12 protein-coding genes are annotated in these 11,821 nt (G+C 40.8%); 4 read left to right on the top strand and 8 right to left on the bottom strand.

The genetic code is table 11. The features are described 5' to 3' along the window. Positions 1-33 precede the first annotated feature (33 nt). A complete protein-coding gene (locus H9630_RS07135; protein ID WP_191715084.1) occupies positions 34-702 on the bottom strand; it encodes a DUF3885 domain-containing protein in 669 nt (222 codons plus the stop codon). A gap of 95 nt (positions 703-797) precedes the next feature. After that, complete coding sequence (locus H9630_RS07130) at positions 798-1,283, bottom strand: hypothetical protein (RefSeq protein ID WP_191714808.1); 486 nt, start codon at positions 1,281-1,283, stop codon at positions 798-800. A 493-nt stretch (positions 1,284-1,776) separates the two neighbouring features. Between H9630_RS07130 and H9630_RS07125 the strand changes: the two genes are divergently transcribed. Both H9630_RS07125 and H9630_RS07120 read left to right on the top strand, forming a co-directional pair. Beyond that, complete coding sequence (locus H9630_RS07125) at positions 1,777-2,637, top strand: Hsp33 family molecular chaperone HslO (RefSeq protein ID WP_191714807.1); 861 nt, start codon at positions 1,777-1,779, stop codon at positions 2,635-2,637. Between the two features lie 95 nt (positions 2,638-2,732). Then, entirely contained in the window at positions 2,733-3,425 is a 693-nt protein-coding gene (locus H9630_RS07120) for a MerR family transcriptional regulator (RefSeq protein WP_191714806.1), read from the top strand. 272 nt (positions 3,426-3,697) lie between these two features. Here the strand turns inward: H9630_RS07120 and gap are convergent, their stop codons facing one another. From gap to H9630_RS07105, 3 genes are all read right to left on the bottom strand, one after another. Next, positions 3,698-4,723 (bottom strand): type I glyceraldehyde-3-phosphate dehydrogenase, encoded by a 1,026-nt coding sequence (gene gap / locus H9630_RS07115; protein WP_191714805.1) that lies wholly within the window; start codon positions 4,721-4,723, stop codon positions 3,698-3,700. Positions 4,724-4,786: 63 nt separating this feature from the next. Then, positions 4,787-5,941, bottom strand: a complete 1,155-nt coding sequence (locus H9630_RS07110; protein ID WP_191714804.1) for a glycerate kinase family protein — start codon at positions 5,939-5,941, stop codon at positions 4,787-4,789. Positions 5,942-6,012: 71 nt separating this feature from the next. Then, complete coding sequence (locus tag H9630_RS07105) at positions 6,013-7,110, bottom strand: tartrate dehydrogenase (RefSeq protein WP_191714803.1); 1,098 nt, start codon at positions 7,108-7,110, stop codon at positions 6,013-6,015. A 314-nt stretch (positions 7,111-7,424) separates the two neighbouring features. On the opposite strand from H9630_RS07105, the gene H9630_RS07100 reads away from it, so the two are divergent. Then, complete coding sequence (locus H9630_RS07100; protein ID WP_191714802.1) at positions 7,425-9,071, top strand: SLC13 family permease; 1,647 nt, start codon at positions 7,425-7,427, stop codon at positions 9,069-9,071. A 52-nt stretch (positions 9,072-9,123) separates the two neighbouring features. On the opposite strand, the gene H9630_RS07095 is transcribed toward H9630_RS07100, so the two are convergent. Then, entirely contained in the window at positions 9,124-9,840 is a 717-nt protein-coding gene (locus H9630_RS07095) for a GntR family transcriptional regulator (RefSeq protein WP_112229723.1), read from the bottom strand. 137 nt (positions 9,841-9,977) lie between these two features. On the opposite strand from H9630_RS07095, the gene H9630_RS18870 reads away from it, so the two are divergent. Further along, positions 9,978-10,109 (top strand): hypothetical protein, encoded by a 132-nt coding sequence (locus tag H9630_RS18870; RefSeq protein ID WP_263615945.1) that lies wholly within the window; start codon positions 9,978-9,980, stop codon positions 10,107-10,109. A gap of 366 nt (positions 10,110-10,475) precedes the next feature. Here the strand turns inward: H9630_RS18870 and H9630_RS07090 are convergent, their stop codons facing one another. Both H9630_RS07090 and manA read right to left on the bottom strand, forming a co-directional pair. Further along, a complete protein-coding gene (locus H9630_RS07090; protein ID WP_191714801.1) occupies positions 10,476-10,742 on the bottom strand; it encodes a phosphocarrier protein HPr in 267 nt (88 codons plus the stop codon). A gap of 112 nt (positions 10,743-10,854) precedes the next feature. Next, positions 10,855-11,808 carry a mannose-6-phosphate isomerase, class I gene (manA, locus tag H9630_RS07085; protein WP_191714800.1) on the bottom strand — a complete coding sequence of 318 codons (954 nt, stop codon included), beginning with the start codon at positions 11,806-11,808 and terminating at the stop codon, positions 10,855-10,857. Positions 11,809-11,821: the final 13 nt, after the last annotated feature.

Here is an 11,821-nt window from a genome sequence, read left to right as displayed (position 1 = left end):
TTTCATTTGTCTGGTCTTATGGAATGTAACTGGTTACGAAAATAACTGTTTCATATCGTCACGGTTATATTCATAGAGCCACTCAGCGTATTTTTCATACAACGGACGCAATGTCTCTTTATCCGCGGCAATTACTTCACAGCCTCGATCATCGTAAATAAAGAAGATCGTATTCTTGGTGAGGTTGATGAAAAAAGTATCAGGATAATACATTCCCTTTTCTCTTCTGAATTTGGGCTTCAAGGGAAAATCTTCGTTACAGGCAGCCTGGATCAGCTGATGGTAACGTAAATCATGTTTCTTGCATTTCAATTGATACTGCGCCGTATAATAGTCGTCCGCTTCTTCTTCCTCATCGAAAACATAGGGAAGTGTGTTCAGCTTTAATTGTAAGGTCAACTTTTTATTTTTGACGCCATTTTTGTATACCTTGAACGGCTTTGTTCTTCCATTGGCGTTTTTTTGGTGATAAACATTCGTTACTAAAACCAATTCATCCTCTTCAGAAAAAAGGTCATTAAAGATTGCCAAAGTTTGCTTGTATGCATTTTCAAACCGATGCATATTCAGTTTGTCCCCTTCTTCAAACTGATAAATCCCTAATCCCAGTTCGAAATGAATGCCTATTTTCCATTGAAGATAAAGGCTTGGTCTTAAAACCAGTCCTGGAAAAGTAGTATGCAAATAATCTTGTAGATTCATCAATTTATATGCTCCTCTTTTGAAAAGAAATTTCTTAAAAGTGATAGTAACTTAATTCACATTTAGTTACTATCACTTTCTCTTCCTAGCTGATCCTATTTAAACTCTTCAGGACTCCATATGGCGATTTCATTACCTGGAACAGCCACAATCAACCAGTCACCATCCCCATATCCATGATTATCTCCAACTTGCCAACACTCATAGTTTTCATCATGTCCATTTACATACAATACTTTTCCGGACTCAAGCGATATATATAAATGTGGTGAATCTTCTCCGAGCCAAATATCTTTCACTTTATCTCTCCGATTTCTCAACAGCAGCTGAAACGACTCTTCATCGTCGAGTTCTTCTAAGGTTTCTTTAGTAACTGTGGTTAATTGCTCATCACTAGCAATAATCGCAATTTTCTTTACTTCGATGTTCAACCATAATTGGTCTGGACCTTGTTTAGAATAATGGGAAAAACAGACACGCACTCCCCCTGGACCAATACCAAATTGGAAACCATCAAGTTGACTTCCAATAAGCAGTTTTTTTAAAACTCTCTCTGCGAAGTTTCTGTCTTCTCTTTTCATTTCTACCCCGCCCCTATTCATCACTTAGTGAATATAACTTAACTGCACATAAGTTATGTTAGAATAATGGTCTTTCTCTACTCACTTGCTTCATGTATTGTTGAAATTTTGTCTCATGTAATTAAAATTGAAATTCATATACTAAATATACTCAGAACTAAAAATAATAGCTAGATAATTTTGGAAGTAATAGCGTTCGTAAAAGTACACTCAAAATGAATAAAATATAAACAAATAATAATAACGTTGTCACTTTTAGAGATAAATTGCACCAATTCAAGTTTTATTTTGCATAAAATTTTAAAAGACCAGTAACCTTAAATAAAGAGGTCACTGGTCTTTCGAATTCTTTACTTCGTATATAAAAACTTCTGATAAGCCCTCATATGTTAACTAAAAATAAATATCGTGAAAATTTTATTTTCCCCTTGAACCTTACGTAGGGTAATGTTTTATAGTGAAACTAGCTTACTTTTGCAAAGGGGGAATCGTTGTGCAAAATGCCATTGTTAAGACATTAATTAATGAAGAACAGATTCGTCTCTATTTTATTGATAATACCCAGCTGCTTCGCGATATCTTTGCTTTAAACCAAGAACTGCCTGAATCGCTTAAACTGATGTTGGGCAAAACGGTATCCGCGATGAGCATACTTTCCGGCACGCTCAAAGGAAACCAGCGAATGAGCCTCCAGATAACGTTGAGCAATCCTCTCCATAAAATTTTTGCGGAAGCCGAAGCGAATGGAAATGTCAGAGGATACCTGAACGAAGAACTTTTGAGATCTTCTAATACAGAAGAAAAGTCGATGCAAGATTTGATTGGACCTTCTGGGATGATCCGTGTCATAAAGGGTTCTGAGATGAATCAATTCACCAGCATTACCGATATGCCAAATCAACATATCACGGATGATATCGCCAACTATTTTGTGCAGAGTGATCAGACGCCGACCTATCTTTATTCCGACATTCAGTTGGATAATGGAGCTTCCCTTCTTTCCAGCCATGCACTATATGCACAACTGCTTCCCGGTGCACCACCACACCTGCTTTCAGAAGTGAAAATGATTATAAAAGCCAATCCGGATATTTTCAGTAAACTAAACGCTGAAAAAGCGAGTGACAGCGAAGAAGCGTTAACCCAGTTGTTTGGAGATGCAAAAATCATCGGCCATAGCTCCAGTCAATTTTTCTGCGGATGCAGTAAAGAAATGTTCTATGGCATGCTTTATTCATTGAGTGAAGAGGAAATCAAACGGAGCATTGAACAAAATGAGGACATTGAAGCTTTTTGTCATATTTGCGGAAAAACCTATGCGTTTGAGCAAAAGGAGATGCAGCAACTCTTCTAACTTCGAATTTCTCGTTTTTAGTTGGTGAATAGAAATGTTGTTAAATGGAGGCTAAGCGAATGAAGGAACATTGGAAAGTCGGAGAAGTTGCAGAATTGGCGGGTTTAACGATTCGAACCTTACGCTATTACGATCAAATCTGTTTATTTTCACCTTCTCAGTATACGGAGTCAGGGCATCGGCTTTACACGAAAGCAGATTTGGTCCGTCTTCAGCCCATTTTGTCTTTAAAGCAGATGGGAATGTCATTAGAAGAAATACAGCTTCTGTTGTCTAATCCGGAAGAACAAACCGTTACGGAGATTTTGCAAACCCAAATTTCTCGCGTCAAGAAAAAGATAGAGGTTCAGCAAAAACTAGTAGCCGAGTTGGAAAATGCGTTATTGGCTGCACACAGCAATCGGACCCTCTCGATTTCAGAACTTACTAAATTAATGGAGGCGCTGAAAATGAATAAGGAAAAATACTTTACGAAGCAGCAATTGGATACCATGGAAAGCCGATATGAAAATGCTGATAAACAACTCTTAAAGCAGGCCGAGCAAGAGTTTAACGATCTTATCAAGGAAATACGTTTGGAAAAAGAAAAAGGCGCTTCTCCTTCCGATGAAAAAGTACAAGATTTAGCGAAAAAATGGAATGACATCGTGAATGCCTTTTCCGAAGACGATAGGACTTTCCGCAAGCAAGCCGAACATTTCCACGCCGAAAACCCAGGGAACGAACTGCAATATGAAATAGATGGCGAGCTATACCAATTTATCAATCAAGCTTTGAATCATAAGTGATTTTAAATGAAAGGAAGAGGAAAAGCTGATAAGTTGGCTTCCCTCTTCCTTTCTTGTATTTTTTTAAAAGAAACTTCCGATAAATTCATGATATGTAAACTCAAAGGGAGTTCAAATTTTGATAGTGCTAAGTTATTGATATGAGTGACGTAAACTAGTATCAATTTAATGACTCTGGATACTAACCCTAGGCCCTATCAAGCTGTAAATCAAACTTTAAAATTGAATGAGACTGTAAAAACAGAAGTTTATAAGAGTCGGTAATGTTAACTCTATAACTGAAGCGACTTTGCTTTCTCTATTCTTTGTTGGATTGCTTGAGCCAAATTGATGACCCGGTTGGCATAAGCCCATTCGTTGTCATACCAGGCAAGTACTTTAATTTGATTTCCTGCAACCATGATTGAAAGCCCATCAACAATTGCTGATTTATCACAGCCAATGAAATCGGCCGATACTAAAGGTTCTTCTGTATAACCGACATAACGGTTTTCGTGCGCAGCTGTTTTAAAAACCGACCTCACTTCATCTATCGATACCTGACGTGGCACCTCAACAGTAAAATCAGCCAAAGAAACATCCTGGGTGGGAACACGCAGTGAGAGTCCTTCAACGTAAGGCGCGAGATGAGGAAGCACATCCCGAAGTGCTTTGCCTACTCCTGTTGTGGTTGGAATAATGGATTGCATACAAGCTCTTGCCCTTCTCAAATCCTTATGGGGATTATCCATGTGTCTTTGGTCAGAAGTAAAGGAATGAACGGTCGTCATCCAACTTCTTTTTACTCTAAAAGCCTGATCCAATATACTTAACACAGGGGCAACACAGTTTGTCGTGCAAGAAGCAGCTGATAAAAGTGTATGCTTCGAAAGATCCAATAGGTGATCATTTACACCCATTACGACGGTTAAGTCCATCCCTTTTCCAGGTGCGGTTATGATTACATAAGATGCCCCTGCTGCCAGATGTTTTTGTGCGCCCTGACGGTGATTGAATTTACCGGTGGCATCTATCACAATCTCTACGTTTAAAGATTCCCATGGGATGTTCTCAGGTTCGCGTTCAGACACCACTTGAATGAGCTGGCCATCAATTAATAGATTCCCGTGTTCCACGGAGATCTCTGTATTCCATGTTCCATGGACAGTATCGTATTTTAATAAATGAGCCACAGTTTCTGTAGGGGCAGTAGAGTTGATAGCTTCTAACTCCAATTGGCTGTTTGCATCAGATAAAATTTGCCTGATCACTAAGCGTCCGATTCTTCCCGTGCCGCTAACGCCCACTTTTCTTTTCATCGCATTGCCCCCCTTTCGTTTCTAAACTTGTCTTTTAGCTAACCAAGAAAAAGGAATAACCACTTATATCTTCACAGTAGCGCGAACTGCTTGAATCAACCGGAATAATTGATTTGTTGTTGCGCGTAAGTTGTTGTAGGCCATCTTCGAATCCATAGCTTCTTCCAGCGTCATCGGCTGATTCAAGATGGAAAAATAAGAAGTGATCCCCAGCTTGTTTAGAACTGCCGTTTCTTCCGTAATCCCCCCCGCAAGGGCAATGACCGGAATGTTATGCATCTGAGCTAGCTCTGCTACGCCAAGCGGCGCCTTTCCCATAGAGGTTTGTCCATCTAACTTCCCTTCGCCCGTAATGACGAAGTCTGCCCCTTGCATGCTCTTTTCCATTTCAATAATTTCCATCACCAATTCGATTCCAGATTGGAGATCGGCATGCAAGAAGCTTGAAAAAGCAGCACCCAATCCTCCGGCAGCTCCAGCTCCCTCAATCTGATTGATTTCGGTCTGAAGGGTATAAAGGACAATCTCTGCGATATGTTTAAGTCCCTTATCCAATTGTTCCACCATTTCAGGCGTCGCTCCTTTTTGCGGCCCAAAAATATGAGCTGCGCCTTCCGGCCCGTAAAGAGGATTTTTTACATCACAAGCGACTCTGAATCTACACTCTTTCAACATAGGATTTACCTGCTTCAAGTCTATGCTCCAGATATCGGTTAGCGATTGGCCATCTATTCCTACTTTTTCACCGTTCATGTCGTAAAAGCAAAAGCCTAATGCTTGGAGCATCCCAATGCCCGCATCGTTTGTCGCACTGCCTCCAAGTCCAATGACAAACTCGCGAGACCCTTTCTCGATGGCATCAGAAATGATTTCCCCGACCCCATAAGAGGTTGCTTTTAATGGATTGCGCTCACCGTAAGGAACAAGTGGCAATCCACAAGCTTCAGCCACTTCAATTACCGCTGTCTTCCCATCTCCAAGAATCCCATAGGTTGCTTTTACTGTTTCATTAAGTGGTCCTGTTACTGGAATCGTAACAAGAGTTCCAGCCGTTGCATTTACAAGCGCTTCCACAGTCCCTTCGCCCCCGTCAGCCAATGGAAGCACTTCGATATCGGCATGTGGATAAACTTCTTTAATTCCCGCCGCAATTGCTGTACTGCTCTCTATAGAAGATAAACTTCCTTTAAATGAATCCATTGCAATTAATACCTTCATAGTTCACACCTGCCTTTTCCGACTTAGAAAAAAGTCGCAATCGAACTGAATCGATTACGACATTCTTTAAATTAAGCTTCTGTCTTCACTTTTGCTAAATTTTTAATGATGGCATCTGTCACATCTACTGTATCAAATGAACCGCCTAAATCACGGGGCAGGATGCCTTGTCTCGTAGTTTCTTCAATTGCTTTATTCAACTGGACTGCTTCGTCTTTCAATCCTAAGTGATCAAGCATCAATGCCGCGCTTCCAATAGTGCCAATTGGATTGGCTACGCCTTTCCCCGCAATATCCGGGGCAGATCCATGGACAGATTCGAACATGCTTGGCGTTCTTCTTTCCGGGTTCAAGTTCGCGCTTGCAGCGATTCCCAAGCTTCCAGCGAGAGCACTTCCCAGATCCGACAAAATATCGGCAAATAAATTGGATGCCACTACTACTTCCAGTTCTTCGGGATGCAATACGAACTGAGCGGCCATAGCATCAACGAGCCACTGATCTGTTTCAACATCCGGGTAGTCTTTGCTGACCCGAGCAAAGACTTCGTCCCATAATACCATGCCGTATTGCTGTGCATTACTCTTCGTCACACTTGTCACTTTTTTTCTATCCCGTGTGCGGGCCAAATCAAATGCAAAGCGGATAATTCGTTCGCAGCCTTTTTCCGTGAATAAAGACGATTGAACAGCAACTTCATTTCCAGTGCCGCGACCAGCAAAATTGCGACCACCAATTCCTGAATATTCTCCTTCAGAGTTTTCACGTACCAATATCCAATTTAAATCATCAACATTCGGATGATTTAATCTTCTGGGTACTCCCGGTAAGAATTCAACCGGCCGAATATTTGCCCATTGATCGAAACCTTGGCAGATTGCCAAGCGCAATCCCCATAAACTAACATGATCTGGCACGCCCGGGAATCCAACTGCTCCAAAGTAAATCGCATCATGATCTTTGATTTTCTCCACGCCGTCTTCGTCCATCATTTTGCCATGTTCTAAATAATATTCACAACCCCACGGAAAGTAATCGCTTTCAAAAGAAAACTTACCATCAGACTCTTCCGCCATATGCTGCAATACACGCATTCCTTCTCTAACTACCTCTTTCCCTATTCCATCACCTGGGATAACCGCCAATCTAAATTTTTTAGTTTCACTCATCTGCAATTCCTCCTATAGTTGCCATCACTGGCATATTTATTAGTGTTAAGCTGTATATTATATTAACGTATGCATTAATGTCAATTAAATATTTTAATTTTAAAAAATAATTTAATAGTAATTGTTTTAACCCTTAAATATGAGCTTTTAATTAAGTTTTTTGAATATTTTTATTTTTGTATTGACATTAATGTATACATAAAGTTAGAATTCTACTTAAGCAAGACGTTAACAGCATTTTTAAAAGCTCTTCCCCAATTGTGTAAGCGGTATCATTTTTCGATAATATTTAAGAAGAAAGAAGGGAAGTATTTATGACAGTTGCAAAAAAATGGTGGGTTCAAATGTGGGCTTGGAATGACCAGGCCAAAGCAATGATGAAAGCAATTCTAACACTCAATGTCCTAGCTATGAGTACGGCCGCTCGCTCAACTGCCGATCTTTCTAAAGAAGAAAAGACGAAATACGCGAATTCAAAAGAACCCCATGATCGATCGACCAGTTATACTAAGCCTCAGTTAATCGGTTTGTTACTTGGCCCGATTCTTTTTCTCCTGATAAAGTTACTGGTTTCTCCCGCTGATATGTCAGCAACAGCAGTAACCGTTTTGGCAATCGTTGCCTGGGTAGCTACGTGGTGGGTTACGGAAGCCATGCCGATTCCAATCACTTCCTTGCTTCCATTATTACTATTCCCGCTTCTCGGAGTGATGGAGACGGGTGTTGTTTCCGCAAATTATGGAGATCCGTTAATTTTCTTGTTTGCTGGAAGTTTTATGATAGCGTTATCAATGGAGAAATGGAATTTACACAAGCGTATTGCTTTATCCATCATTTCATTTGTCGGTACCAATCCAAATATGCTTATTCTCGGTTTTATGGTAGCTACAGCATTTTTATCTATGTTCATTTCAAATACCGCTACAACCATGATGATGGTTCCTATAAGTCTGGCTGTTGCAAAGCACGTTGCCGATTCACTTAAAGGTAAAACTGAAGTCGATACTACTCCCGGAAAATTCCCATTCGGAACTGCATTAATGCTTGGGACCGCTTACGCCGCAACTATTGGTGGGTTTGGCTCTTTGGTAGGAGCTCCAGCTAATATCATCTTAGCCGCCACAGTCAAAAGCTTATATGACGTTGAAATCACTTTTGCCCGCTGGTTCCTTTTCGGACTTCCGATGGTGGCTATTCTAATTCCACTTATTTGGCTTTACCTGACAAAAATTGCTTTTCCAATGAAATTGCAAAGTATGCCAGGTGGCAGGGAAATCGTTAAGAAAGAATTGGTTGGTCTAGGAAAAATGAGTTATGAAGAAAAAGTCATTTTAACAGTTTTCACTCTAACAGGTGTGGCTTGGATTACTCGTAGCTTTATCCTTAACAAGTTTATTCCTGGATTGGACGATACCTTAATTGCTTTAATCGCAGGGATTCTCTTATTTGCCATTCCGGCCAAGAATAAAGATGGAAATATTTTAGACTGGGATACGATTTTAAAGCTTCCATGGGGAATATTATGGCTCTTTGGCGGTGGTCTTGCACTAGCGGCCGGCATTATGGAATCGGGGCTTGATCAATGGATTGGCGGACAGTTGACCGGATTCGGAAACATCCCGCTTTTTGTTACTATCGCTTTAATTGTCGGGACCATCACTATCATGACCGAGTTTACTTCAAATACAGCTACTGCGACGATGGTTTATCCGATTGTTGCTGTTGCTGCTACAACGCTTGGGACTGATCCAATCATCCTTATGGTTGCAGCCAATATGGGCGCTACATTTGCCTATATGTTCCCTGTTGCCGCTCCGCCAAATGCGATTGTGTTTGGAACCGGTTATGTAAAAATGAGCACTATGGCCTTAACCGGTGTTTGGCTTAATTTATTCTCCATAGTTTTCTCTGTTATCATCGCCTACTTCTACGTGCCAATCATTTTTGGGCATTTGATGTAAACTGATGATGCAATAAAAAAGCGGTCTCCTCTTTGATAGAGAAGGCCGCTTTTTAGTTGCTTGCGATTCTAATTTGATTGATGTTATCCAGCACTTCCAGTATTTCTTTCTGAGCACGCCTCCGGTGGGATTGAATCAGCATACTAGCCGCCTTGCCATCTTTTGCACGCATACAGAAAACAATGGCTTTATGTTCGATGATCGACCGCTGTGGAATGGGCCGTTCTTTGATTGTGAACAATCTCGCCCGGTACGATTGATCAGCATAGCTGTCAATCGCCGCTTTCAAGCGCTTATTTTGTGCATACTCAGTGATTGTCGTATGGAACAAATCATCCAGTACCGACCACTGCTTCAAATCCTCTTTTATCAGTGCGGCTTGCTGTTCCTCGATAATGGTTTCCAGATAATCCAGTTCTCCAATAGTGGCATTAGCAGTGGCTGTTTCGATGGCAAGGCTGTCCAATGTGGTGATAATTTCATAAACTTCTTTTAGATCATGCTGCTCGATCGGCTCTACGATAAATCCCCGTCTGGGAACCAGTCGAACAACACCTTCTATCTCCAATCGAACCAGTGCCTCTCTGACAGGCGTACGACTCATTTGAAGCGTTTCACTGATTTCACGTTCAAGGAGGGTTGTTCCAGGTGGTAGAATTAAGTCACGGATGGCCAGCCGAATCGTATGATATGCTCTTTGTGGCAATCGGTATTTATCCATTCCTTCTAAATTATGGATGAATAATTGGAGTTCTTCTTCTAAGTTCATACTTAAATCACCCCCCAATTTTCCTGATTCTATTTCTTTACTATTATATTATGATACATGATTCTTATACAAATAAAGTAATAATGTCTGCAAAAAGCTTCATAAAATTAATTATAAAAATATCTATGCGTGCTGTAATGCAAAACTATTTCAGTTTTGAAATCATAGACGAAGTGATTGTAGAAGGCCATGTCCAAGGTTCCGAAAACGTAGCAACGATCATTTCCACAGGGTTAAAACTAGTGAAAGAAACAGCGTCACATCTATAAGTTAATCATTTCTAATTAAAACAGAGGTGCAACTTCAATATTTTCACCACTGCTTTTTCATGTTTACTTGTTAATGATTAAAAGCGTTCGTAAAAGTACACCTTTACGAACGCTTTAAAAAAGGATAAAAACCTGTATAAAGGAACGTTCGTATACGTGTAAAAACACATTACGAACGTTCGCGAAATTACATACATATTTACGAACGCTTTTTGGGTAAATGGGAGACACGAAAACATCACCTTTCCCCTCCCGCCAATTTTTTTCAGAGAAACATTCCCATTCAAAAAAACGGACGGAGAAAAAGAATACTTTTCTCCGTCCGTTTTTTGTGGGACTTGTTGGACTGCCCTTTTTAGAAATGCGTTATTTAGCCAATCCTTCTTTTTGCATCATGCTCTCAAGTTCTCTCAGGGCGTCTTCTTCATCTGTTCCTTCGATATTTACTTTAAACTCGGTGCCATAGGCAATCCCTAATGACATGACCCCTAAAATGGATTTCAAATTCACTTTCTTCTCTTGATGGACAATGTTTACTTCTGAATCGAATTTACTTGCCAGGTTTACTAAAATTGCTGCCGGGCGGGCATGGATTCCTGCTGTATCTGTAATCGTAAATTGTTTTTCAACCATTCTGACCAGCTCCTCTATCAATTAACTAATTAACTTAGACTGAATAATCAGTCTTATAAAAGCGGATTTATTCCGTTCTTTGCTGCTGTACTTGTAACTTATACAGGCCAGCTTATTCGTGGGTGACCATAAGTTCAAGATCGCCTTCGATTCCATATGACTCCACCATGGCGGGCAAAATGAAATGGCTTCCTTTCGCCAACGGAAAAGTTTTCCCGTTTACTGAGATTTCTCCTGATCCGTCAATCACACTGACCAGCAGATAATCCATTTTCAATGGCGTTTCCACCTTTCCTTTGATGTCCCAGTGATAGACAGTAAAGTAAAGTTCTTTGATTAATTGCGTACTGGCTAAATCCCCTCTGTTCATTGCATTTTGGGAAAGACGGACAGAATGATGAGGAAAATTGATGACATCGATTGCTGATTGAATATGAAGTTCGCGCGTCTTTCCTTCCCTGGTCTTCCGGCCATAATCATAAACACGATAGGTGATATCGGAACTTTGCTGGATTTCCAAGACCATAATCCCGTTTCCAATAGCATGGACTGTCCAGCTCGGAATGTAAAAGAAATCTCCTTTTTTAACCGGCACCGGCAACAACAGTTCATCCCATTGCTCTGCATCCACGCGTTTTCGGAAGTCTTCGCGGCTCTCCGCCCGGTGCCCCAAAATGATTTGGCTGTTCGGTTCACAATCCAATACATACCAGCATTCCGCTTTTCCACACGGAACGTTTTCCATTTCCTGAGCGTAACCGGCATCCGGATGGACTTGGACCGATAAGCTTTCATTGGCATCCAATATTTTCACCAGCAGCGGAAAATCTCCCGATCTCTGCTTTTTGCCGAATAGTGTCGGATTGTCACTCCAGGCTTCCAACAGATTCCTTCCTTTCAATAGACCGTTAGCGATGATGGACGGACCTTTTTCATGGGCTGATATCACCCATGCTTCCCCCGTTTTATCAGAAGGGATATCGTAGCCAAACAGGGTATGGAGTTTCTTTCCTCCCCAGATTCGGTCTTGGAAGACCGGTTCCAAAAATATAGGTTCTTCGTACATCTGAAGTTCCTCC

This window comes from Planococcus wigleyi, assembly GCF_014836985.1.
Lineage (GTDB): Bacteria > Bacillota > Bacilli > Bacillales_A > Planococcaceae > Planococcus > Planococcus notacanthi.
Note: the sequence above shows the minus strand (reverse complement) of the source record. Positions and strands in the feature narration are given on the sequence as shown.

Coding starts and splice junctions, on each gene's coding strand:
- H9630_RS07135 (WP_191715084.1), bottom strand. CDS start 702: ATGAATCTACAAGATTATTTGCATACTACTTTTCCAGGACTGGTTTTA.
- H9630_RS07130 (WP_191714808.1), bottom strand. CDS start 1,283: ATGAAAAGAGAAGACAGAAACTTCGCAGAGAGAGTTTTAAAAAAACTG.
- gap (WP_191714805.1), bottom strand. CDS start 4,723: ATGAAAAGAAAAGTGGGCGTTAGCGGCACGGGAAGAATCGGACGCTTA.
- H9630_RS07110 (WP_191714804.1), bottom strand. CDS start 5,941: ATGAAGGTATTAATTGCAATGGATTCATTTAAAGGAAGTTTATCTTCT.
- H9630_RS07105 (WP_191714803.1), bottom strand. CDS start 7,110: ATGAGTGAAACTAAAAAATTTAGATTGGCGGTTATCCCAGGTGATGGA.
- H9630_RS07100 (WP_191714802.1), top strand. CDS start 7,425: ATGACAGTTGCAAAAAAATGGTGGGTTCAAATGTGGGCTTGGAATGAC.
- H9630_RS07095 (WP_112229723.1), bottom strand. CDS start 9,840: ATGAACTTAGAAGAAGAACTCCAATTATTCATCCATAATTTAGAAGGA.
- H9630_RS18870 (WP_263615945.1), top strand. CDS start 9,978: ATGCAAAACTATTTCAGTTTTGAAATCATAGACGAAGTGATTGTAGAA.
- H9630_RS07090 (WP_191714801.1), bottom strand. CDS start 10,742: ATGGTTGAAAAACAATTTACGATTACAGATACAGCAGGAATCCATGCC.
- manA (WP_191714800.1), bottom strand. CDS start 11,808: ATGTACGAAGAACCTATATTTTTGGAACCGGTCTTCCAAGACCGAATC.